Genomic DNA, 20,864 nt, shown 5'->3' on the forward strand with positions numbered 1-20,864 from the left:
CACGACGACAACGGCAAGGAGGAAACCGAACGGCCGTACCCGTTTTCAGTGGCCCTGTAGTCGCTCGAGGCGCTCTATCGAGTCCGCGTCGGCCGGGCCCTTGTCGTGGCGCACGCCCTGAAACCGCGGGAACCGCAGCGCGTACCCCGAGGAGTACGTCGGCGAGGACTGGATCTCCTCGTAGCCGACCTCGAAGACGACCTCGGGCGCTAGCTCCACCTCCTGTCCCTCCTCGGCCGCGATGTGGGGCTCGAGCAGATCCGACAGATCCGCTAACGTCTCGTCGGTGATCCCCGTCGCGACCTTGCCGACCGTCTCGAGGGACTCGCCTGAGTCGTCGGTACGCACCGAGAGTTCGAAGGTTCCGAGGAAGGTTGCGCGTCGGCCCTCGCCCCACTCGGCACCGGTCACGACACAATCGAGCGTCTCCACGTCGGGCTTTCGCTTTCGCCAGTGCTTCCCGCGCCGGCCCGGCGAGTACGTCGAGTCGGGATCCTTGAGCATGATCCCCTCGTGACCGGCCTCGAGCGCGTCGGCATCGATCGCCTCGATTTCCTCGGGGTCGTCCGTCTGCCACAGCAGGGAGAGTCCCCGAATCTCGTCGGAAGCATCGACAGCAGAATCAGTGTCATCGCCGTCCGCGAGCAACTCGACGAGTCGGTCGTGTCGATCCGTAAGCGGCGACTCGAGCAGATCCGCCCCGTCGGCGTGGAGACAGTCGAAGAACACCGGCTTGACGGTCACGTCCTCGCGAGCTTTTGCGACATCGTGTTTCCGCCGGAAGCGCTTGAGGACTTCCTGGAAGGGAAGCGGGGAGCCCTCCTCGTCGACCGCGACGACTTCGCCGTCGAGGATGGCCGGCCGATCCAGTCGCTCCTCGGCGAACTCGACGACCTCCGGGAGCGCCTCCGTTACGTCTTCCATGTTCCTCGAGAAGACTCGCGTCTCGGACGCTGGCTCGTCCGTTTCCCCAGCACCGGGGTCGTAGTGAAGTTGCACTCGAGCGCCGTCGTACTTCCACTCGACGGCGGCCTCGGACCACTCCTCGAGGGCGTCGGTCACCGTCCCCGTCTGGGCGAGCATCGCCTGCACCGGTCGGCCGACCTCGAGGTCCATCGCGTCCAGTCCTTCGCGGCCATCATCGCGAGCGACTCGAGCGACCCGGCCGTAGTCGTTCGACACCTGCAAGGCGCGTTCGACCCGCTCGGTCGGCACGTCGAACGCGGCCGCGATGGCGTCCCGCACGGTCCCCTCGCCGACGCCGATTCGCATCTCCGAGAGGACGAGTCTGGCGAGGTACCTTGCTTCCTCGCTCGCACAGCGGTTGAACAGCCCGAAGAGGATGTCGATCTTCCGGTCGGCGCTGCCGTCGCCGTCCGCCGCGGCGAGATCTCGAAGCGTTCGGTCGACTTCGCGGACGGTAAGTGCGTCTTCGTCCGCACCGTCGGCGGACTCGGTAAACGCGCCCAGTCCCTGCTGGCCGCCGTACTCGTAGCTCGCGGCGACCTCACCGATCTCCCCCAGTTCCGCCAGTCGGTCCTCCACGTCGGCCGGGCCGACGTTCGTGCCCGCGGCCCGAGCGATCGCCTCGTAGCACGAACTCGGGCCGATATCGAGCGTGGTCGAGTCCCACGCCGGAAAGATACGCCCTTGAACGAACCGTGCGAGTATCTCGAGTTCGTCCGCAACCCGGTCGCCGTTTCCCCGTTCGTCGCTCGAGCCACCTGCCGCACTCTCCTCGAGCAGGGCCCGCACTCGGTCGGCGATCTCGAGATCCGCTGGCTCGGCTTCGATCGCGGCGGCCCGCTCCGTGAACGTGGCGAACTCCATCGGCGGTGGCTACGCAGTTGGCCGTGTTAAACGAATTGACTGGCGCGACGGCGAAACTCACGCTCGCGGAAGCGGTCTCGTTCGCCGTCGGCTGCTCGCGAGCACCGAAGGTGTGACAGCGCTACCCGCGCCGGCTCGATGGGCGTGCCTTCAAGGCAGTCGGGCACTCACTCGCAGGTATGCCAGAGGAGGAACTCGCTGCGCGGGTCGCGGACGTACTGACGGTCGACGCCGAGGAGTTTCGCTCTCGGGCCGAGGCCGACGCCGAAACGATCATCCAGGCGATCGACGACGGGGTCTTCGACAACCCCCAGGCGATCGTCGGCCTCGAGTACGAGTTCTACGCGATCGAATCCGAGGCGTGTTCGCTCCGGCGGGTGCCCCGTCGGCTCCTCGAGTTGATCGGGTTCGAGAAGGAACTCGGACTCCACAACGCCGAGATGACGACGAGTCCCCAGCCGCTGAACGCCGACGGGCTTCGAGCACAAGAGTCGGAGGTCAAAGCCCGCCTGCGGACGGCCCTGAACGTCACCAACTCGGAGGGAATGCGACTCGTCAGCGACGCCATGTGGACGATCCCACCGGAAGGTGAGGACGCGACGACCTACCTCACCGATAGCGTCGAACGGACGGTCGCCGACGATGGTGAGGACGGCGGGGCGGCCGAGCGAGGGGATGGCGAGCGGATCCGGATCGCGACGAACATGAGCGATTCGGGCCGGTACCACGCGATGGCAAACACCGACCGCGCCCAGTCGGCCGCCATGGAGATCGACGCGCCGAACGTGACCCTCGAGGCCGATACCGTCATGCCCGAGAGCCTCATCACGTCGATCCAGCCCCACTATCAGGTTCCCCACGCGATCGACCTCCCGCTGTATTTCAACTACGCGCTGCGCATCGCTGGACCCCTACTGGCACTCGGCGTCAACTCCCCGTTCTTCCCCGCGGACTGTTACGATGAGGGCGTCGCCCCCGAGGGCGTCCTCGAGGACGCGTGGATGGAACACCGAATCAGCGTCTTCGAATCGGTGCTCAACGAGCGAAACACCTCCGAGGGGAAGGTGCGGTTCCCGCGCGACCTGGGGCAGGTCGAGGAGGCGATCGAGCGGATCGTCGAGGACGACACGCTCGTGCCGATGCCAGTCGAAACCGGCGACCGGTTCGACGACCAGTTCCCGCACTTCCGACGCAAACACGGCACCTACTGGCGCTGGGTTCGGCCCGTCTTCGACGGCGCGACGCGCTCGGCCGCCAACGCCCGCATCGAGTTCCGCCCGATCCCCGCCCAGCCGACGGTTCGGGACTCGGTCGCCTTCCAGGCCGCCTTCGCCGGGCTGCTCGAGAGCCTGGTCCGCCTCGAGCACCCGGTCTACGAACTCGACTGGGAACACGCTCACGAGAACTTCTACGCTGCGATGCAATCGGGGCTCGACGCGGACATGACGTGGATCACCAACGACGGCAAGGAGACCACCGACTCGTTCGAACTGTACGACGACCTGCTTGCTCACGCAGAAGACGGGCTGACCAACCGCGGGCTCACCGAGGAAGAAGCCGCGAAGTACCTCTACCCCCTCAGACACCGCGTTCGACAGGGACTCACGCCCGCACAGTGGAAACACGATCAGGTGCGCCACGCGCTCGAGGAAGGCGACGACCTCGAGACGGCGATCGAGTCGATGCAGCGTACGTACGTCGACCGGCAATCGGAGACGCTCCTCGAGGGAAGCTTCGCGGACTGGGCGAGCGAGTGAGCCGCGAGTGGGTCCCCTCGGAGCGGGCTGAAAGGGACTAAGTACCGCCGGACGCGTGTGTGCGTATGGTTACGTTCCTCTCCGGCGGTACCGGGACGCCGAAGCTGCTCGACGGAGTGGACGCCGCGTTCTCGCCGGACGACGTGACGGTCGTCGCCAACACCGGCGACGACGTCGAACTCGGCGGATTGCTCGTCTGCCCGGACGTCGATACGCTGCTCTTCCAGGGCGGCGACGTGCTCGATCGCGAGACGTGGTGGGGGATCGAGGACGACACCCATCACACGAACGCCGAACTACTCGATATCGCCGACGCGGCGGACCTCCCGACCGGCCCGCAGTACCTCTCGGACGACCGACAGACCGCCGGTCGAGCGATCGCCGACTGGCGGCGCTTTTCGGGCGTCGGCGAGTTCATGACGATCGGCGACCGCGACCGCGCGGTCCACATCACGCGAACCAGCCTCCTCGATCAGGGACGGAGCCTGAGCGAGGCGATCGCGTCCCTGGCGTCGGCGTTCGAGGTCCCGTTCGATCTGCTGCCGATGAGCGACGAGCCGATCGCCAGTCTCGTCCACACGGAGGACGGAACGATGCACTTTCAGGAGTACTGGGTCGGATGGAACGCAGAGCCCGCGGTCGAGGACGTCGAGTTTCGGGGATCGAACGACGCCGACCCCGCCCCGGGCGTGCTCGAGGCGCTCGCGGATCCGGTCGTGATCGGCCCGTCGAACCCGGTGACCAGCATCGGCCCGATGCTCTCGATTCCGGGGTTCGCCGACGCGCTCGGGCAGACGCCGGTCGTCGTCGTCTCGCCGTTTCTCGGCGACGAGGCGTTCTCCGGCCCCGCTGGACAGTTGATGGACGCCGCGGGCGCGGACCCCTCGACCGCCGGACTCGCGGAGACCTACCCGTTCGCCGACGCGTTTGTCGTCGACGAGGCCGACGACACCGAGTTCGACCGGCCCACGATTCGAACCGACATCAGGATCGACTCGAGCGACGACGCAGCGCGCGTCGCTCGAACGGTGGCGGACGCCATCGAGCGGGTCGAGTAAGTTCCATGTTCTCCCCACCACTCGCACTGGCGAGTCTCAGCGGCGAGGCGGACGCCGACTGGGCGCGAGCGGGCGCACCGTTCGCCGGCTGTGCGTTTCTCGGCGGCATCGCGATCGACGAACGGTCCCGAGCGGCGGCCCGCGAACTCGTCGAGCGCGACCGCAACGAGTTCCTGCCAGCGGACCCGTTCGCGTTCGTCGATCGCCAGCTCGAGGCCCTCGAGTCGGTTCCGATACGCCCTGCATTCAACGTTCGAACGACGACGGCGGACCCGCTCGTCCCCGCCGGTCGAATCTGTCGGGATCGAGACGCGCTGCTCGAAATAAACGCCCACTGTCGACAGGACGAGCTGTGCGCCGTCGGCTGCGGCGAGCGGCTGCTCGCCGACACTAACCGCCTTCGATCGTACGTCGAGACGGCGATCGAGACGGGGGCGACGACGGGCGTCAAAGTGCGTGCGGAGGTTTCCGGCATCGACCTGCCGACGCTCGCGAGCGAACTCGAGGACGCCGGCGCGGCGTTCGTACACGTCGACGCGATGGACTCCGAGTCGGTGATCGCCGATATCGTCGCCGAGACGGAGCTGTACGTGATCGCGAACAACGGCGTTCGCGACGAACCGACGGTCCGCGAGTACGCCGAGTACGGGGCCGACGCGGTCAGCGTCGGCCGGCCGAGCGACAACCCGGTCGTCCTCGAGCGCGTCCGAAACGCCGTCGACACCCACCTCGGTCTCGAGCGGGAAACGGCCTTGCGATGAGTCCACCGGGCTATCCGTGCGTTTCCAGCAAGTCCTAAGCCGCCGGCCGACAGAGTCGACGACAGTGCATATGCGAAGCGCCTCTCAGAACGCTGAACTCGCGCTGTTGCTCGAGGTCGCCGGGACGCCGAAACCGGGCAACGTCGACCGGAGCCGGGACCTCGAGGACCTGCTTTTCGAACACTTCCTCGCGGGTGCAGTCGGGGCACAGGACGGCCTCCGGATGGCGGCGTCGGGCGAGCCGGTCGGCCGGTCGTTCGAACGCGCCGTCGAAGGGATGGCCGAACAGGGCGGGGGAAACACGCAGTTCGGGGCTCTGTTGTTGCTCGTTCCGCTCGTGAAGGCGGCGACCGACGGGCTCTCGCGGTCGGCCGCCGAGTCGGTCGTCGCGGACACCACCGTCGCGGATGCAAAAGCCTTTTACCGGGCGTTTGAGCACGTCGACGTCTTCGTTTCCGAACCCGACCCCGAGCTCGAGGCGCTCGACGTCCGACGCGGGAGCGGCGCGGCTCCGGCGCTCGAAGAGCGGGGGCTCACGCTTCTCGACGTGATGGACCGAAGCGTTCCCGGCGACGCCGTCGCTCGCGAATGGCTGACAGGGTTCGAGCGCTCGTTCGACGTCGCCGATAGAATCGCTGCGGCGCGAGGTCCGGTCGCCGACCGCGCCGCGAGTGCCTTTCTTACCGCCCTCGCGGAACGGCCGGACACGCTCGTCGCGAAACGCCGCGGCGAGGAGACCGCGACGAACGTGATGAAGCAGGCTGCCGAGTTGACTCGAGCCGACGGCGACGCGGTCGACCGTGAGGCGGTCGAATCGTTCGCAGACGACCTTGTCTCGCAGGGGATCAATCCGGGCACGACCGCGGATCTGGTCGCCGCCGGGTTGTTCGTCGCCCTCGAGAACGAACTGATCGAACTATGAGCGGCGCTGGCGACGGGGCGAATGACCGCCGTGGTGACGATGACGGGACGGATGACTACGACGACAGAGCGGACAGCGACGACGACGTCGAGTGGCCGGTCACGCTCGAGGGAGTGACCGAAACGGTCGTCACCACGCTCGGACCAAACGGTCGCTGGAACGCGGCCGCACTCGGGCTGTTCGCCGAGACAGAGCCAGCGGGTCGGGACAAGTGCGAGGCCGAAGCGAAGGACCAACACGCCAGCGAGGCGGGTGAAGACGACATCAGCGTAACCGCGCGCACGTGGGGAAACACCAGAACGCGGCGCAACTTCCACAGACGGGGCACTGGGTACGTCCAGTTTACGCGCGATCCCGTCGACTTCGTCGACGCCGCGCTCTCGATTTTCGAACTCGAGGAGCCGACGCTCGAGTCGGCCGACGCGTGGGTTCGGGTGACGGTCGAGCGAATCGAGTCCGGGACCGAGGACGGAACGCGGTGGGAAGCGTGGCGACTCGACCCGCTCGAGTCGGCCGTCGAAACCGAAACCGTGCCGACGATAAACCGCGGGTTCGGTGCCGTCGTCGAGGCGACCGTCGCCGCCTCGAGACTCGAGGTCGACGGCTACGACGAATCCGTGCTTCGAGACCGGCTCGAGTACTACGAATCGGTGGTCGACCGGGCCGGCAGCGACCGCGAACGGGAGGCGCTCGCTCGCGTACGCGAGTGCGTGGACTGGTAGACGGCACCATCGATCATCGGTACCATCGACTCGTGACCGGAACGGTTTCGGGAACGGCTAGGTGACGGACGCGACCACGATCGGATCAAAAGGGAGCAAATTAAGGCCCTCTAGACGGAACCGTCCACTATGGCAATCAAACCGGCCTACGTCAAAAAGACTGGGACGCTCCTGCTCGAGCAGTACCCGGACGCGTTCACGACCGACTTCGAACAGAACAAAGACAGCGTCGAGAAGCTGACGAACATCGAATCCAAGGGCGTGCGAAACCGCATCGCCGGCTACGTCACGCGCAAGAAAAGCGGCCAGGTCGCAGCCTGAATTTTACGGCACGTAACTCGCGGCGCTCGAGACTGAAGAGCAACACAGCACTCGCTTCGCGAGTCGCTCGATGGGAAGAGAGTCGATAGATGAACCGTCTCGAATAACGCAGTTCAGAGTCGGGCGAGAGGTTAGTGTCCCTGGTCGCCGCGCACGCCGGGTTCCATGTACGCGCCGGCAAACAGCGCGACGATCCCGAACGCGGAGGCGAACGCGAGGAGAACTATCCCCTGTAACAACGGTTCGCTCAACGGTTCGACGCCTCGCACGACCATTCCGCCCCCCATGTATCCCTGGTACCCCGCGAACGCGCCGAAGAGGATACTGACGACACCGACGACAGCAGCGCCGATACCGAAGCCGCCCTCGAACGGCCCGATTGCCGGCGAATCGGAAGTCGATTCGCTCATCGGGACCACCCCGTCGAGCGAGCGAGTGACTGGCCGGAACAGGCCGAAACGCGACCATCGTCGATCCGGGTCGCCGCGGTCGAACGCGTGTGGGTATCGTATTGCATTTAGCGTACTGTTCGGCTCCGTTTTCTTAATCTCTTCTATGCGCTCCGGGTACCGCTCGGTTTCGCCCCTGGAGCGCCGATCATGTTCGTCCGTCACAGCGTCAGTATGCGAGTGAAATCCAAACGGTTTTGCGCACCCAAACCCGAGGTGCGGAAAATGACTGTACGTGTAGGCGTTCTCGGTGCAACGGGCGCTGTCGGCCAGCGACTGATCCAGCTACTCGATCCGCATCCGTCCTTCGAAATCGCGGCGCTAACGGCGAGCGACTCGAGCGCCGGTCGGTCCTATCGCGACGCGGCGAAGTGGCGCGTCGACTCCCCCATTCCGGCGGACGTCGCCGACATGACGGTACAGGCCACCGAACCGAACTCGGTTCCGGACGACGTCGACCTCCTTTTCTCGTCGCTCCCCTCGAGCGTCGGTGCGGAGGTCGAACCGGACTTCTGTAAAGCGGGGTACGTGCTCTCGTCGAACTCCTCGAACGCGCGGATGGACGCGGACGTTCCGCTCGTCATTCCGGAGGTCAACGCTGACCACCTCGACCTGCTCGAGGTCCAGCGCGACGAGCGCGGCTGGGACGGCGCGATGGTCAAAAACCCCAACTGCTCGACGATCACCTTCGTTCCGACGCTCGCCGCGCTCGCGCAGTTCGGCCTCGAGAGCGTCCACGTCTCGACTCTGCAGGCCGTTTCGGGGGCGGGCTACGACGGCGTCACGTCGATGGAGATCATCGACAACGCGATCCCCCACATCGGCAGCGAGGAGGACAAACTCGAGACCGAATCGCGGAAGCTCCTCGGCGAGTTCGACGGCGCTTCTCTCACGGAAAACAGCGTCGAGGTCGCGGCCTCGTGTAACCGCATCCCGACCATCGACGGCCATCTCGAGAACGTCTGGGTGGAAACGGAAGAGGAGATTTCAGCGGACGACGCCGCGGCGGCCATGGAGTCGTACCCGTCGCTCGAGCTCCCCTCCTCGCCGGACCCGCTCATCCACGTCTTCTCGGAACCGGATCGGCCCCAGCCGCGGATGGACCGAACGCTCGGCGGCGGCATGGCGATCGCCGCAGGCGGTATCCGCGAGTCGCCGTTCGGACTGCAGTACAACTGTCTCGCACACAACACCATCCGCGGCGCCGCCGGTGCGAGCGTGCTCAACGGCGAACTGCTGCTTGAGAACGGCTACCTCTAGATCGTCCCGGCGCTGGTTCTCGAGGTGCGATGAGCCACGATTTTGGATGATTCGGAGGGCCACGGCTGCATACTCGCGAAGGGGACCCCAGTAGCACCGGAGGTGAAGAAAATGCGGGCGGCTCAGTCCCGGACTACTCGCTGCTCAGGTCGGCGTCGACGCGGAGTTCGGAGTCGGTGACCGTCACGACGTTGTCGGCGGGAACCTGGATATCGTCTTCGCCGGCTTCGCCGAAGCCGAGACTCTGAACCCAGGCGTTCGTGAGATTCGGTTCGGGGTCGACGAATGCGACCTGTTCGATGGCGTCGACCTCGGTGACGATACCGATCTGTTCGCCGCGGATGTCCATGAGGAACTTCCCTTCGTCTTCCGTCGAGAGGACCGTCATAGTCGGTATACGCTTTCGGCTATGCAAGTAAATACATTGGGGACCAGTAGCTGGAAGATTCCGAGTCGGGCTACGCCGCGTCTCCGTCCGCTCAGAGCGAAACACGGTTCTCGAGGTCCGCATCCCAGCCGGATCGCTCGATCCGCTCGACGTTCGTCGCGACGATATCCGCGAGTCGCTCGTAGTACTTCGGCGTGTGCCCTGAGTTGTGCGGTGTGATCTGGACGTTTCCGAGCCCCCAGAGCGGGTGGTCTTCCGGGAGCGGTTCCGGATCGGTCACGTCCAGCGACGCGCCGCGGATCAAACTCGAGCGCAACGCCTCGATGAGCGCGTCCGTGTCGATCACGGGTCCGCGCGCGACGTTCACCACGACCGCGTCGGGGTCGAGCGTGACGAACTCCTCGTGGCCGATCAGTCCGCGAGTGGTGTCGGTGAGCGGGCAAGCGAGCACGAGGTAGTCGGTTCGAGCGAGCGCCGCCTCGAAGGCGTCCGTTCCGAACCCGATCACGTCGTCGGTGGGGCCGCCCTTCTCGGGTGAATACCGCACGCCGACCGTTTCGACGCCGAACGGCTCGAGACGCCGACAGACGGCCTCCCCGATCCCGCCGAGTCCGACGACGGTGACGGTCGAACCCTGGAGTTCGGTGGCCTGGTAGTGACGCCACTCCCGCCGTCGCTGGCGGCGCTGGGCCTCGTGAAACCGTCGGGTGAAGTGCAGTATCGCGCCGAGGACGTGCTCGCCGATGTTCGGTCCGTGGACGCCCGAGGCGTTCGTCACGCGAACCCCGCGCTCGCGGAGTTTCTCGAGCGGCAGGTGGCCGGTCCCGGCGTACGCACAGGCGAATACCTCGAGATTTTCGGCCTCCTCGAGCAGGTCGTCCTCGAGGATCATTCCGGTCGCGAACGTCGCGTCACGGATTTTTTCGCGCTCTTCGGCGGGCGTGCGAGCGAGTTCGACCGTTCGATCCGGAAGTCGCTCCCGTAGGGTCTCGGCGTACTGTTCGACCGGCATCCCATGCGTTCCCCGTCGAAGGACGAGGACGTCGACGTCGTCGGCCATATGCATGCTGTCGAGCGGTGCCGTCAAAAACGTTGGTTCCGACCGATCGTTCAGGACAGCGGATACGAATTTCAGGCAGTTTAATATGGCTCGCTGACTCCGAACGGAGTATGGAACACGTCGACGTCGCGATTGTCGGTGGCGGTCCCGCGGGGGCGGCCGCCGCCGAACGGGCCGCCTTCCACGGCGCGGAGACCGTCCTGTTCGAACAGGGCGTTCCCCGAGAGGACCGCGCCGAGGTCGGCCCCGATTCGACCGACGCCGCGGGAATGCTCGATTACTGGATCGACATCATGGACTTCGACTTCGAGGAGATTCCCGACGAGGTAATCCTTCAGGAACTCGAGGGCACCGACTTCGTCGGGCCGACCTCGTCGATCCAGTTGAACACGACCGGCATGGACGCCTCCTATCCGAACTTCGGGTACACGTTCCACCGCGCTCGCATGGACGACTGGCTCCACGAGCGCGCCGCCGACGCCGGCGTGGAACTGCGAGTCGGAACGGGAGTCAAATCGATCGAAACTGATCTCTCCGGACCGTCTCATACGCTCACGCTCGCGAACGGCGACGAGCTCGAGGCCGAGTACGCGATACTCGCCGACGGACCGCAGCGACGCATCACCCTCGACGCGCTCGATCAGTTCACGAAACCGGGCTCGAGCATGAGCGAGTACCTCTCGCCGCCCGAAGCGAACCACATCGCCTACCAGGAGTATCGCGAGTTCCCCGAGGAACTCTTCGAGGAAGACCGGCTGAAGTTCTGGTGGGGGTACATGCCCGGCGAAACCGCGTATCCGTGGGTGTTCCCCAACGACGGGACGGTCGCCCGCGTCGGGTTGACCATGCCCATCGGAATGACCCTCGAGGACGTCGACTCGCCGGAGTCGTACAAACTGCTTCGTCCCTCCGACGACGGCATTCCGTCGGGCTCGGAGTACATTCGTCGGCTGCTCGAACTCGAGTACGGCGACGAGTACGACATCGAGGAAGACTTTCCGCTCGTCGAAGACCGCGGCAAGTCGAAGGGAACCGAAACCTATCCGATCTCCTCGACGCGTCCGATCGAGTCACCCGTCGGCGCGAATATCGCCGTCGCCGGCGGCGCGATGGGAACGACCTCGGCGTTCCACGAGGGCGGCTACCACGTCGCCGTCCGCACCGGGAAGATCGCCGGGCGGCTCGCCGCGACGGACTCGCTCGAGAACTACAACGAGGTCTGGAAACGCGCGATCGGCGACGAGATCCGTCGCAACGTCGCGTTCGCCGACATCGTCGCCGAGTACGAACCGGACGACTGGGACTGGGCGTTCGAAACGGTCGCCAAGATGCAAGGATCCGCGGACGATGGCTCAATCGTTTCGAACCGCTACAGCGCCGGTCTCGGCGCGGCCAAAATTCTCGGCGCGTACAAGAAACGCCAGTTCACCTACCGAAATGGGACGTACGTCCAGTTCGGCGAAGACCAGTACGTCTACTAGTTCTCGAGGCCCAAACTCAGGGCCGGAGGCGGCGTTCGACGAGAGAGTTTAAACCCGCGGCTGTGTTAGCTCGAGTGCGCGCCTCAAGTCCCCGTTCGAGTTTACCCACACGGGTGCGATGATCACACGGCGAACCCGGGCGCGCGACATCATGGTGGTACGGTCCACCGGTCTCGCGGTCCAAACCGCGACACGGATGGTGAGGCCGTCTAACTCACCCGCCCGGCACGAGGGTTAGCCAGCCGACGCGGCGCGCCGCCACGGGATGAGGCTGGACGTTAGTGTTCCGGGCGCACATTTTGATATACATAGCAGTACCTCTGAATACCAGAGAGAATTCACAGCAGCTCTAATTAATCGTGGAGCCTTGTTGTCCCGCACCGGGTCTCTATCTGTCGTTCTGTGGTTGTGGCCACTGATCACGAGCGTGGTACGATGGGGGACAGGTTGAGATACGAGCAGACGGGTTTATCTCGACAGACGGCGTCCTACAAGGCGATCGAACGGATGAAGACCCAGTACTATGCTGCAACGAGCATCGACGGGTATCTCGCCGATGCGGATAACTCCCTCGACTGGCTTTTGCGATTCGGAGACGTCGAGGGCGTGAACCAAGATTACTCCCGGTTCGTCGATCAAGTCGGTGCCCTCGCCATGGGGTCGGCGACGTACGAGTGGCTCCTCGAGCACGAGAACCTACTGGAGCATCCAGAAAACTGGCCATACGAGACCCCAGCGTGGGTGTTCAGCACTCGAGAACTACCTGCGGTCGAGGGCGCGGACATCCGCTTCGTGCGAGGGGATGTTGCGCCGGTCCACGCGGATATGGCGAAAGCCGCAGATGGTAAGAACGTCTGGCTCGTCGGCGGTGGCGAGCTCGCGGGACAGTTCTACGATCACGGGCTGCTCGACGAGATTCTGCTCAGCGTCGCTCCCGTCACGCTCGCTTCGGGTGCGCCGCTATTGCCGCGTCGGATTACCGAACCACCCCTGAAACTAGTCACCGTGGAGAAACGGGAGGACGTTTTCGCAGTTCTAACCTACGAGGTACACGAGCCCACTGAAAAGTAATCGATGGAACCCACTTCTTGTATGCGCTATGAAGAATGTGCGAAATCACGGTACCGACTCTCGAGCCACCGGAGTGCACGTGACCAATCAGCGAACAGAAGCAAGAACACGATCTGATCGAAGAAAAACGGCCCCATCACGACTGCGATACCGACGTGCATCCCGAGCAGTCCAACGACGAACGGCGTGATATCCCGTTTCGCGAGCACCCAGAGTAAGAATCCGGCCTCGAGCACTAACACGCCGATCGTCGCGACACGAATCAACGTCGGATACTGAAGCAGGAGACGGCCGAGTTCGGAACTGACGCCGAAGTACGACTGGGCCCAAAGGAGGTACTGCCCGAGATTTCGCGGTGTAGTCCACTCCCAGGCCGGCCCGGAGACGATCTTCGTCACTCCGGAGCCAAAGTACAGAATCGCGACGGCGATCAATCCACACTGCAAGACCGAGTTCGTGTTTTTCGGATCGCCGCTGTCGTATGTCGACCGTATCAGCGCTCTCAAATCGGAGCGACCTGCCGATTCGGTGGTCCGAATACCATCGCCCGAGAGCAGATCCTGCTCCCGATACAGCGCGAAAAACACCATGAGATAAACGATCGTAAAGAGCGCCTGCGACGCCCCGGACGGATCAAGCGTGTATCGGGCGACTCCCAGGTGAGCGACGAGGATCGCAGTCGCAGGCGTCGCGTAGCGATGGGAAATTCCGACCGCAAAGAGGATCAATCCGAGAACTGCGAGATATTTCTCGTAAACGAGGTACGGTTGAATCCACCGGGGAACGAGCAGGAGGTAGTAGTCGTTCGCGTACACCGGCCACCGCTGAATCGGCGCCCACTCGTAGGAGAGCAGTTTCCAGATTCCGAGCGACGCAACGAGAACCCTGGCGACTGCGAGGTTCGCTACCGCCCCCTTCGGATCGCCAGCGTGATAATTCACGAACAGGTTAGTGGGTAGTTTCATTGCGAGTGAACTCTCCGTCGGTCGTTAGCTGAGCCGCGGGCGTTCGATCGCGTTCTTCGATAGCGAGCCCGGATTCCGTGTACCTAAGTTCGACGTGATAGACCCGTAACTCCACGAAATCGTCGTATTCCGCAAGTAGATCTCTGTCCCAACTATACCCCAAAGCGTGGGGCGGAAAGTCCACGTGATGACCGATTCCTCGATCGTTCTCGATATGCTGACGATAGGTGATTCCGCGCTCGAGTAGATGGCTCGCCGTAGACCTCGCCTTGGGTTCGTCGTACTCGGTCGCGATCCCCCGCCCGAATCGAATGAGCGTCCCCGACGGCGGAGCTGCGTTTCCATCGTATCGGAGTTCGTTTCCCTCGGCGTCGACCAGATACACGTCGTAGTACGTCGTCGGATTCGAGCTCGTTTCCGTGTACTTATGCAAATTCGAAAACGGCAACGGCGAGGGTACCGGAACGAGATTGACGGCTAACAGCCCGACGAAAAACAACGCGATAAACGATTTCCGAACGGTGGGATCGCTCGAGTGCCACACGGCACCCACCACACAGAGTGCTGCCGCAACGAAACCGATAGCGACGACCAGCGGGAAGGAGGACGCGAGACCGTTCATTGCGCTGTTCTCTCGAGTCAGTCTCTATGTAAGTGTCGCTATCAGTACTCGAGCGGTAACATCGGGCTGACAGGGCCTGACCGACACGCGGATTTTCTGAGATAGAAAAAACGGACTCCTTTTCATAGCCGTACCGAAACGAGTGAGTACCAGTGAGTGAGGACTGCGATCTGACGGAACTGCTCGCTGTTCTCGACGACGAGTACGCACGAGCAATCCTCACAGAAACGAGCGTCGAACCCATGTCAGCCAGCACACTGAGCGACCGGTGTGACGCTTCACTGCCGACGGTTTATCGTCGTCTCGATCGGCTTTCGGAGTGTCAACTCATCACCGAAGAAACAGCACTCGCACAGGACGGTAACCACTACAGCGTCTACTCGGCTAACCTCGATAGCCTCGAACTGTCGCTCGAGGACGGCGAATTCGATCTCGATCTCTCCTATCGCGATCAGGACGTCGCGGACAAGTTCACCGAGATGTGGGAGGGGATGCGATGACCCAAAACGTCGTCCGGCTGGACGAAGCACCGCTTTTCGAGGTGCTGACAGTCGCGAGTCTCTTCCTGGTGGCGCTCGTCGGAACGGTTATCGCCTATCAGGCCTTCCGCGGATACCGACGAAACGACAGCAGGTCCATGCTGTATCTCTCTGTCGGTCTCCTGTTGCTTACGGTTTGTCCGTTCCTGATCAACGTGTTCGTCACGACGGTCATCAGTCCGTCGCAGGTCGTCACGGTGTTCCTCGAGAACGTGAGTCGACTGCTCGGCTTATTGTCGATAATGTACTCGCTGTACGGGAGACATTGACGCTGGGTACTGGGTTCGAGCGTTCGGATACTAGTTTTCTCAAAAGACGCGATCGACTACCGAGCACAGATCGCCTGGAGGGCCATTCTGCACAGTGATGAACCCGTTCACCGTCGCAGTAGGTTCAACGGAGTCCGAACGGACTCGATCGGGGTCGACGAAAGCGTCGATGGTGATTGTCAGAGGCACCCCCCAATCGAGCCGATGGTCGAGAAACGCGGTCCGACCGAAGGTCGAACGTCGCGTCCTCATCGTCAAATTGCTCCGTCGACTACTAATACCACGACATGATTTTCTGGGTGAGAAAACGCTCCGGACAAAGGCCGTCCGGAAGGAGGGGTTCGTACGGCTTTCCGGTCCCGGTTCGCTCTGTGCTCGAGCACAGAACTACTCAGCTGCTCGAATCGATAGCAGCACCGTGATCGCGGTTAGACAGCGCTTCGATACGACTTTGGGGTCGGTCGCCGAAAGATACCCATGGATCGCTCCGGGTTCGTCAAGCTGTCCGTCGTCGCGTTCGGACTCGTCGTCTGCAGTTTTTTCATCCGCGGCATGAGCCAGCTGTTCGTCGGTCAGACGACCGCGGAGATGCTGCAGGCGCCGCTCGCGATCGTCGGGTTTTCGATTCTCGTCTACCTGTTCGTCCGGGCGACGCTCGACGCGGCCGGAATCTGGTCGGTCGGGGAGACGTGACGGAAGGAAACCGTTTTTCGCACCGCGAACGATAGCACGGACATGACCATGCAGGAGCGATACGTCTCCGAACTCGGACCCGACGATCGCGCCGCCTTTTTCCAGCGCGACGCCGGTATCGAGTCGATCCGATCCGATGTCCGGGAGATCGTCGACCGAGTTCGCGAAGAAGGCGACGTCGCCGTCCGCGAGTTCACCGAACGGTTCGACGACGTCTCGGTCGGGAACCTCGAGATCACGGACGAGTGCGAACGGGCCTACGACGCGCTCGAGGAGGACCTGCTCGAGGCGATCGAAACCGCCGTCGCGAACGTCGAGGAGTTCCACGAGGCACAACTACCCGAAGACTGGCGGGAGTCGTTCGCCCCCGGACGGGAACTTGGGAGACGATTTCGACCCATCGACCGCATCGGCGTCTACGTCCCCGGCGGAAACGCGGCCTATCCCTCGAGTGCGATCATGGGTATCGTGCCGGCGGTCGTCGCAGGCGTTGAGCACGTGTCGGTCGTCACGCCGCCGGCGGATCAACTTAACCCGGTCACGCTTGCAGCGATCCACGCCGCGGGCGCGGACGCGGTTTACAGCGTCGGCGGCGCGCAGGCAATCGCCGCGCTCGCGTACGGAACCGAGTCGGTCACGCGCGCTCAGAAAATCGTCGGGCCCGGGAACCGGTGGGTGACCGCGGCGAAAGCCGAGGTTCGCGGCGACGTCGCGATCGACTTTCTGGCGGGGCCGAGCGAGGTCCTCGTCGTCGCCGACGACACCGCAGACCCCGAACTCGTCGCGTCGGAACTGATCGCACAGGCAGAACACGACCCCAACGCCTCGGTCGTCGCGATCACGGACGACGAGGAGGTCGGGTCGGAAATCGTCGCGGCGCTCGAGGCCCAAACGAGCGAACGCGAGCGCGAGGAAACGATCCGCGCTGCGCTCTCGAACGATGCGAGCGGGGTCCTCGTGGCCCGTTCGATGAGCGAAGCGATCCTCTTTGCGGAATCGTACGCTCCCGAACACCTCTCGATTATCGCCGCCGACGACGAGGGGGTTCTCGAGCGAATCGACAGCGCCGGGAGCGTCTTTCTGGGACCGGCCACGCCGGTCGCGGCCGGCGACTACGCGAGCGGAACGAACCACGTCCTGCCGACCAACGGCGGTGCTCGCGTGACCGGCGGTCTGTCCGTCGAAACGTTCCTTCGATCGACGACCGTCCAGCGGCTCTCCGAATCTGGACTCGAAGATCTCGGCGACACCATTACGGCCCTCGCGACCGCGGAAGGGCTCGAGGGACACGCAGAGAGCGTTCGAAAACGGTTGGATCGGGACTGAACGCCGAATCCGCCTCTCATCGAGCGAATAGCAGGTACTAGTTTTACGTCCCTGAGCGGTGGATCGATACCCGAGATGCAACCGGATATCGTCGATCCGACCGATCGGCGCGTCCTCGAGCGAAACTACGACTACGCCCAGAAGAACCTCTGGATTCTCTCTATGTGGTACGAGTACGACGTCCAGCGAATGATAGAACTCCTCGCAATCAACGACGTTCAACTGTCCGCAAACGACGAAAAACGGTTCGGAGAATATTACGAGTCCGTTCGAGCGGAGCGAAGCGATCGTGTCTGAATCCGTTCGAAGGGCGTCAACGTTAACATCGTCGCGCCGGAAAGTAGAGATATGAGCACCGAAAGCGTGGATGGTTCGGACACCCGACCGACGATCGAAGTGACCGAGGACGCTGCCGAACAGGCCCACTCGCTGTTAGAAGGGGAGGGTCTCGACGACGGTATCGCTGGACTGCGCCTTTTCGTACAACAGGGGGGCTGTGCCGGACTCTCGTACGGAATGCGATTCGACGACGAGCCCGAGGACGACGATACGATATACGAGCACCACGGACTTCGGGTCTTCGTCGACCCGGCGAGTCTCAAATACATCGAGGGAAGCGTTCTCGACTTCGAAAGCGGTCTGCAGGCGGAAGGGTTCCACGTCGAGAATCCGAACGTCGTCAGCGAGTGTGGCTGTGGCGAGTCGTTCCGGACGTAATCAGCCCAATTACGCGGGTCTGGGACAATAACGCCATCCAACGATATCGCTGACGAACTATCTCACTCCGCGCACTGGACTACTCCTCGAGTTCGAACGCGACCGTGACTTCCGCCTGGTACTCTCGATCGTCTACGTTGGCGATTTCGACACCGAGCTCGTCGACCTCGATCCAGTACACGTTCTGAAGCGTGGCTTCCGCTCGATCGATAGCGTCGTCGGCAGCGGCATCGAAACTTTCCGAACTCGTTCCGATCAATCTGATCTTTTTGAATACCATTGCCCGTGCTACTATGGCACAACATCATATAAACGTACGCCGAACACCCATCGCTACCGGGGAATCAACGCTTTTGGGGGTTCCGGTATGACACTCTGGTATGCCTACTACTGACAACGAAACGCCGGACGTCTCGGAACTGACGCCGCCATCCCGAACGCTAATGGGACCGGGCCCGAGCAATACTAACCCCCGCGTGCTCCGGGCGATGAGCACACCGCTCGTCGGACACCTCGACCCGTCTTTCGTCGAGATTATGAACGACGTTCAGGAGTTACTGCGATACACGTTCCGGACGGACAACGAGTGGACGATCCCGGTTTCGGGAACCGGTTCCGCAGCGATGGAAGCCGCGATCGGAAACCTCGTCGAACCAGGAGACACGATGCTCGTCCCGACGAACGGTTACTTCGGCGATCGAATGGCGTCGATGGCTCGCCGCGCCGGCGGAACGGTCGTCGAAGTCGATGCACCGTGGGGCGAACCGCTCGAGACGCCAACTGTCGAAGACGCACTCGAGACCCACGATCCGGACGTATTCGGATTCGTTCACGCGGAGACGAGCACCGGTGTTCTCCAGCCGAACGTCCCGGAGTTGACGGCCGTCGCACACGAGCACGACGCACTCGTTATCGCCGATACCGTCACCTCCCTCGGCGGCGTCGAACTCCGCGTCGACGAGTGGGACATCGACGTCGCCTACGCTGGGCCACAGAAATGTCTCTCCTGTCCGCCCGGGGCAAGTCCACTGACGCTCTCCGACGAGGCGATGGAGAAAGTTCTCTCGCGCGAGCAAGCGCCCCGATCGTGGTACCTCGACCTCTCCTTGCTCGAGGGATACTGGGGCGACGAACGTGCCTATCACCACACCGCACCGATCACTAACGTCTACGCGCTCAGAGAGGCGCTTCGGCTCGTCGCGGAGGAAGGCATCGAAAGCCGCTGGGATCGCCACGAACGGATCGCCGGCGCGCTAAAAGCCGGCGTCGAAGGGATGGGCCTCGAGATGAACGCGCCCGAAGAATACTGGCTTCCGAGTCTGAACGCGGTTCAGGTCCCAGACGGAATCGACGACAGTGAAGTTTGTGAGACGCTGCTCGAGCGCTACGACCTGGAAATCGCCGGTGGACTCGGTGACCTCTCGGGAGAGATTTTCCGCATCGGCTGTATGGGGCACTCCGCGCGCGCCGAAAACGTCATTTTCGTCGTCACCGCACTCGACGACGTGCTCGAGTCACTGGGGGCCGACGTCGACCCCGGAAAGGGCGTCACCGCGACACGACGATCCCTCGCTACCGAATAGATTCGAGACCTAGGCCGCTGCACGCGGACCTGGCGGTGCTCGTTCGACCTGATACTCGTCTCCGTCGACTACGATGATCGCCCACTCGTAGTCCGGATTCGTTCGTTTGAGCTTGTTCTCGAGTTCGTCGACATCGTCCGGTTGTGCGACGAAACAGTGGAATTTGCCGGACTCCGTCGGGAGTGTCCCTGCCTCGAGAACTGTACTAACGTGGACGACTTTCCACTTTCGTTGGGCTCGAAATTCTGGGCCGTCGCCTTCGACGGTGTATCCGAGCTCTGCAAAGATCGACCTGGCCTGTTCGACGAGTTGCATGTTAACAGGTCCCATTCAATTAACGGATACGATGGCATGCGTGATAAAAGTTGGTCCGGTCGACAAACGTAGCGGTACTCGTATACATTCGGGTTCCACCACTCTTTAAAACGAAATAGATAGCACCCCAAGTGCTGACTCGGGAGATCAATGTCCGAATGAAGGGCTTAGGAAAGCCCTTTCTGAATCCTGGACGGCCGTTGTACCGTTATCGTGATACGGTGGATAGAATGAAATTCGCTGAGTGTACGCTATAGGTCGAAAATGACGGAGTCATCCTAGAGATGACTCTCTGTGGTATGATATGTAGTATGAAAAGGGGCGGCGAATCAGATTTCCCAGAGGGTCTCCCACTCCAGTACTGACCGAAACGCAGGCGGGCTTATCTTCCGTGTTCGGGATGGGTACGGGAGGAACCCCGCCGCTATGGCCGCCTTAACGCCAACCAACGGAATCGAACCGCTGCACCAACTATGGTGACACCAGTCTCGGTGGTCTCCGTGTCTACGTGTAGTCCAGTTCACGCCTGGACCCGTCTCCGGGTCCGTACATGATCCAAATGCGTATGAATGGTGGCTCGATCGATTAGTGCTCGCGGGCTCAACACCTCGTTGCCTTGGTGCGTACACCCCGAGTCTATCGAACTCGTCTTCTACGAGTGATCTCGGATGGTATCTCTTTTTCAAGTGGGTTTCGAGCTTAGATGCGTTCAGCTCTTACCCCGTGGCGCGTGGCTGCCCAGCACGTGCTCTCTC

Annotated in this window: 24 protein-coding genes and 2 rRNA genes; 16 read left to right on the forward strand and 10 right to left on the reverse strand. The window is 62.9% G+C overall.

The window, feature by feature from the left end:
• Positions 1 to 45: 45 nt before the first annotated feature.
• The gene (gene ligA, locus BM348_RS13810) at positions 46 to 1,830 is read right to left on the reverse strand and encodes an ATP-dependent DNA ligase LigA (protein WP_092905435.1); all 1,785 of its coding nucleotides are present in this window, start codon (positions 1,828 to 1,830) and stop codon (positions 46 to 48) included.
• Positions 1,831 to 2,009: 179 nt separating this feature from the next.
• Here ligA and BM348_RS13815 point away from each other — a divergent pair, with 179 nt between their 5' ends.
• The 6 genes from BM348_RS13815 (at position 2,010) to BM348_RS13840 (ending at position 7,371) form a co-directional block, all read left to right on the forward strand.
• Complete coding sequence (locus BM348_RS13815; protein WP_092905437.1) at positions 2,010 to 3,587, forward strand: hypothetical protein; 1,578 nt, start codon at positions 2,010 to 2,012, stop codon at positions 3,585 to 3,587.
• Between the two features lie 65 nt (positions 3,588 to 3,652).
• The gene (cofD, locus tag BM348_RS13820) at positions 3,653 to 4,645 is read left to right on the forward strand and encodes a 2-phospho-L-lactate transferase (RefSeq protein ID WP_092905439.1); all 993 of its coding nucleotides are present in this window, start codon (positions 3,653 to 3,655) and stop codon (positions 4,643 to 4,645) included.
• A gap of 5 nt (positions 4,646 to 4,650) precedes the next feature.
• A complete protein-coding gene (locus BM348_RS13825; protein WP_092905441.1) occupies positions 4,651 to 5,406 on the forward strand; it encodes a dihydropyrimidine dehydrogenase in 756 nt (251 codons plus the stop codon).
• A gap of 70 nt (positions 5,407 to 5,476) precedes the next feature.
• Positions 5,477 to 6,328, forward strand: coding sequence for a triphosphoribosyl-dephospho-CoA synthase (locus BM348_RS13830; RefSeq protein ID WP_092905443.1), 852 nt, complete (start codon positions 5,477 to 5,479; stop codon positions 6,326 to 6,328).
• On the forward strand, positions 6,325 to 7,050 hold the full coding sequence (locus tag BM348_RS13835) for a DUF447 domain-containing protein (RefSeq protein ID WP_092905445.1): 726 nt from the start codon (positions 6,325 to 6,327) through the stop codon (positions 7,048 to 7,050). The genes BM348_RS13830 and BM348_RS13835 overlap by 4 nt, the downstream gene beginning before the upstream one ends.
• A gap of 129 nt (positions 7,051 to 7,179) precedes the next feature.
• Positions 7,180 to 7,371: a 30S ribosomal protein S17e gene (locus BM348_RS13840; RefSeq protein ID WP_049952737.1), complete on the forward strand. Its 192-nt coding sequence runs from the start codon at positions 7,180 to 7,182 to the stop codon at positions 7,369 to 7,371.
• A 131-nt stretch (positions 7,372 to 7,502) separates the two neighbouring features.
• Here the strand turns inward: BM348_RS13840 and BM348_RS20650 are convergent, their stop codons facing one another.
• On the reverse strand, positions 7,503 to 7,781 hold the full coding sequence (locus BM348_RS20650) for a hypothetical protein (RefSeq protein ID WP_139231192.1): 279 nt from the start codon (positions 7,779 to 7,781) through the stop codon (positions 7,503 to 7,505).
• Between the two features lie 264 nt (positions 7,782 to 8,045).
• Between BM348_RS20650 and asd the strand changes: the two genes are divergently transcribed.
• Entirely contained in the window at positions 8,046 to 9,080 is a 1,035-nt protein-coding gene (gene asd / locus BM348_RS13850; protein WP_092905449.1) for an aspartate-semialdehyde dehydrogenase, read from the forward strand.
• 133 nt (positions 9,081 to 9,213) lie between these two features.
• Here the strand turns inward: asd and BM348_RS13855 are convergent, their stop codons facing one another.
• Both BM348_RS13855 and BM348_RS13860 read right to left on the reverse strand, forming a co-directional pair.
• Positions 9,214 to 9,468, reverse strand: coding sequence for a hypothetical protein (locus tag BM348_RS13855; protein WP_092905451.1), 255 nt, complete (start codon positions 9,466 to 9,468; stop codon positions 9,214 to 9,216).
• Between the two features lie 91 nt (positions 9,469 to 9,559).
• Complete coding sequence (locus BM348_RS13860; protein WP_175507186.1) at positions 9,560 to 10,534, reverse strand: D-2-hydroxyacid dehydrogenase; 975 nt, start codon at positions 10,532 to 10,534, stop codon at positions 9,560 to 9,562.
• A gap of 104 nt (positions 10,535 to 10,638) precedes the next feature.
• Between BM348_RS13860 and BM348_RS13865 the strand changes: the two genes are divergently transcribed.
• Positions 10,639 to 12,009, forward strand: a complete 1,371-nt coding sequence (locus tag BM348_RS13865; RefSeq protein WP_092905455.1) for an NAD(P)/FAD-dependent oxidoreductase — start codon at positions 10,639 to 10,641, stop codon at positions 12,007 to 12,009.
• A 435-nt stretch (positions 12,010 to 12,444) separates the two neighbouring features.
• The gene (locus BM348_RS13870) at positions 12,445 to 13,080 is read left to right on the forward strand and encodes a dihydrofolate reductase family protein (RefSeq protein ID WP_217642015.1); all 636 of its coding nucleotides are present in this window, start codon (positions 12,445 to 12,447) and stop codon (positions 13,078 to 13,080) included.
• 26 nt (positions 13,081 to 13,106) lie between these two features.
• On the opposite strand, the gene BM348_RS13875 is transcribed toward BM348_RS13870, so the two are convergent.
• Both BM348_RS13875 and BM348_RS13880 read right to left on the reverse strand, forming a co-directional pair.
• Complete coding sequence (locus tag BM348_RS13875) at positions 13,107 to 14,045, reverse strand: hypothetical protein (protein ID WP_092905458.1); 939 nt, start codon at positions 14,043 to 14,045, stop codon at positions 13,107 to 13,109.
• A complete protein-coding gene (locus tag BM348_RS13880) occupies positions 14,029 to 14,667 on the reverse strand; it encodes a hypothetical protein (protein WP_092905460.1) in 639 nt (212 codons plus the stop codon). The genes BM348_RS13875 and BM348_RS13880 overlap by 17 nt, the downstream gene beginning before the upstream one ends.
• A gap of 152 nt (positions 14,668 to 14,819) precedes the next feature.
• On the opposite strand from BM348_RS13880, the gene BM348_RS13885 reads away from it, so the two are divergent.
• The 6 genes from BM348_RS13885 to BM348_RS13910 all read left to right on the forward strand — a co-directional run bounded on the left by BM348_RS13885 (position 14,820) and on the right by BM348_RS13910 (position 18,211).
• A complete protein-coding gene (locus BM348_RS13885) occupies positions 14,820 to 15,167 on the forward strand; it encodes a winged helix-turn-helix domain-containing protein (protein ID WP_092905462.1) in 348 nt (115 codons plus the stop codon).
• Positions 15,164 to 15,475 (forward strand): DUF7521 family protein, encoded by a 312-nt coding sequence (locus BM348_RS13890; protein WP_092905464.1) that lies wholly within the window; start codon positions 15,164 to 15,166, stop codon positions 15,473 to 15,475. Before BM348_RS13885 ends, BM348_RS13890 begins: the two co-directional genes overlap by 4 nt.
• Positions 15,476 to 15,952: 477 nt before the next feature.
• Positions 15,953 to 16,168 (forward strand): hypothetical protein, encoded by a 216-nt coding sequence (locus BM348_RS13895; RefSeq protein ID WP_092905466.1) that lies wholly within the window; start codon positions 15,953 to 15,955, stop codon positions 16,166 to 16,168.
• 42 nt (positions 16,169 to 16,210) lie between these two features.
• Complete coding sequence (hisD, locus tag BM348_RS13900; RefSeq protein ID WP_092905468.1) at positions 16,211 to 17,494, forward strand: histidinol dehydrogenase; 1,284 nt, start codon at positions 16,211 to 16,213, stop codon at positions 17,492 to 17,494.
• A 75-nt stretch (positions 17,495 to 17,569) separates the two neighbouring features.
• A complete protein-coding gene (locus BM348_RS13905) occupies positions 17,570 to 17,791 on the forward strand; it encodes a hypothetical protein (protein ID WP_050051083.1) in 222 nt (73 codons plus the stop codon).
• A gap of 51 nt (positions 17,792 to 17,842) precedes the next feature.
• Positions 17,843 to 18,211: a HesB/IscA family protein gene (locus BM348_RS13910; protein ID WP_050051084.1), complete on the forward strand. Its 369-nt coding sequence runs from the start codon at positions 17,843 to 17,845 to the stop codon at positions 18,209 to 18,211.
• Between the two features lie 79 nt (positions 18,212 to 18,290).
• On the opposite strand, the gene BM348_RS13915 is transcribed toward BM348_RS13910, so the two are convergent.
• A complete protein-coding gene (locus BM348_RS13915; protein WP_050051085.1) occupies positions 18,291 to 18,491 on the reverse strand; it encodes a dodecin in 201 nt (66 codons plus the stop codon).
• 100 nt (positions 18,492 to 18,591) lie between these two features.
• On the opposite strand from BM348_RS13915, the gene BM348_RS13920 reads away from it, so the two are divergent.
• On the forward strand, positions 18,592 to 19,794 hold the full coding sequence (locus BM348_RS13920; protein ID WP_092905470.1) for a pyridoxal-phosphate-dependent aminotransferase family protein: 1,203 nt from the start codon (positions 18,592 to 18,594) through the stop codon (positions 19,792 to 19,794).
• 9 nt (positions 19,795 to 19,803) lie between these two features.
• Here BM348_RS13920 and BM348_RS13925 read toward each other — a convergent pair whose 3' ends face one another.
• The 3 genes from BM348_RS13925 to BM348_RS21665 all read right to left on the reverse strand — a co-directional run.
• On the reverse strand, positions 19,804 to 20,109 hold the full coding sequence (locus BM348_RS13925) for a DUF7116 family protein (RefSeq protein ID WP_050051087.1): 306 nt from the start codon (positions 20,107 to 20,109) through the stop codon (positions 19,804 to 19,806).
• Positions 20,110 to 20,425: 316 nt separating this feature from the next.
• A 5S ribosomal RNA gene (gene rrf / locus BM348_RS13930) occupies positions 20,426 to 20,547 on the reverse strand.
• A 127-nt stretch (positions 20,548 to 20,674) separates the two neighbouring features.
• Positions 20,675 to 20,864, reverse strand: a 23S ribosomal RNA gene (locus BM348_RS21665); the annotation flags it as partial.

Origin of the sequence: Halostagnicola kamekurae, from assembly GCF_900116205.1 — an archaeon.
Taxonomy (GTDB): Archaea; Halobacteriota; Halobacteria; order Halobacteriales; family Natrialbaceae; genus Halostagnicola; species Halostagnicola kamekurae.

What these genes read in the sequence shown, in the direction of transcription:
- ligA (WP_092905435.1), bottom strand. Translation starts at nt 1,830, where the DNA reads ATGGAGTTCGCCACGTTCACGGAGCGGGCCGCCGCGATCGAAGCCGAG.
- BM348_RS13815 (WP_092905437.1), top strand. Translation starts at nt 2,010, where the DNA reads ATGCCAGAGGAGGAACTCGCTGCGCGGGTCGCGGACGTACTGACGGTC.
- cofD (WP_092905439.1), top strand. Translation starts at nt 3,653, where the DNA reads ATGGTTACGTTCCTCTCCGGCGGTACCGGGACGCCGAAGCTGCTCGAC.
- BM348_RS13825 (WP_092905441.1), top strand. Translation starts at nt 4,651, where the DNA reads ATGTTCTCCCCACCACTCGCACTGGCGAGTCTCAGCGGCGAGGCGGAC.
- BM348_RS13830 (WP_092905443.1), top strand. Translation starts at nt 5,477, where the DNA reads ATGCGAAGCGCCTCTCAGAACGCTGAACTCGCGCTGTTGCTCGAGGTC.
- BM348_RS13835 (WP_092905445.1), top strand. Translation starts at nt 6,325, where the DNA reads ATGAGCGGCGCTGGCGACGGGGCGAATGACCGCCGTGGTGACGATGAC.
- BM348_RS13840 (WP_049952737.1), top strand. Translation starts at nt 7,180, where the DNA reads ATGGCAATCAAACCGGCCTACGTCAAAAAGACTGGGACGCTCCTGCTC.
- BM348_RS20650 (WP_139231192.1), bottom strand. Translation starts at nt 7,781, where the DNA reads ATGAGCGAATCGACTTCCGATTCGCCGGCAATCGGGCCGTTCGAGGGC.
- asd (WP_092905449.1), top strand. Translation starts at nt 8,046, where the DNA reads ATGACTGTACGTGTAGGCGTTCTCGGTGCAACGGGCGCTGTCGGCCAG.
- BM348_RS13855 (WP_092905451.1), bottom strand. Translation starts at nt 9,468, where the DNA reads ATGACGGTCCTCTCGACGGAAGACGAAGGGAAGTTCCTCATGGACATC.
- BM348_RS13860 (WP_175507186.1), bottom strand. Translation starts at nt 10,534, where the DNA reads ATGCATATGGCCGACGACGTCGACGTCCTCGTCCTTCGACGGGGAACG.
- BM348_RS13865 (WP_092905455.1), top strand. Translation starts at nt 10,639, where the DNA reads ATGGAACACGTCGACGTCGCGATTGTCGGTGGCGGTCCCGCGGGGGCG.
- BM348_RS13870 (WP_217642015.1), top strand. Translation starts at nt 12,445, where the DNA reads ATGGGGGACAGGTTGAGATACGAGCAGACGGGTTTATCTCGACAGACG.
- BM348_RS13875 (WP_092905458.1), bottom strand. Translation starts at nt 14,045, where the DNA reads ATGAAACTACCCACTAACCTGTTCGTGAATTATCACGCTGGCGATCCG.
- BM348_RS13880 (WP_092905460.1), bottom strand. Translation starts at nt 14,667, where the DNA reads ATGAACGGTCTCGCGTCCTCCTTCCCGCTGGTCGTCGCTATCGGTTTC.
- BM348_RS13890 (WP_092905464.1), top strand. Translation starts at nt 15,164, where the DNA reads ATGACCCAAAACGTCGTCCGGCTGGACGAAGCACCGCTTTTCGAGGTG.
- BM348_RS13895 (WP_092905466.1), top strand. Translation starts at nt 15,953, where the DNA reads ATGGATCGCTCCGGGTTCGTCAAGCTGTCCGTCGTCGCGTTCGGACTC.
- hisD (WP_092905468.1), top strand. Translation starts at nt 16,211, where the DNA reads ATGACCATGCAGGAGCGATACGTCTCCGAACTCGGACCCGACGATCGC.
- BM348_RS13905 (WP_050051083.1), top strand. Translation starts at nt 17,570, where the DNA reads ATGCAACCGGATATCGTCGATCCGACCGATCGGCGCGTCCTCGAGCGA.
- BM348_RS13910 (WP_050051084.1), top strand. Translation starts at nt 17,843, where the DNA reads ATGAGCACCGAAAGCGTGGATGGTTCGGACACCCGACCGACGATCGAA.
- BM348_RS13915 (WP_050051085.1), bottom strand. Translation starts at nt 18,491, where the DNA reads ATGGTATTCAAAAAGATCAGATTGATCGGAACGAGTTCGGAAAGTTTC.
- BM348_RS13920 (WP_092905470.1), top strand. Translation starts at nt 18,592, where the DNA reads ATGCCTACTACTGACAACGAAACGCCGGACGTCTCGGAACTGACGCCG.
- BM348_RS13925 (WP_050051087.1), bottom strand. Translation starts at nt 20,109, where the DNA reads ATGCAACTCGTCGAACAGGCCAGGTCGATCTTTGCAGAGCTCGGATAC.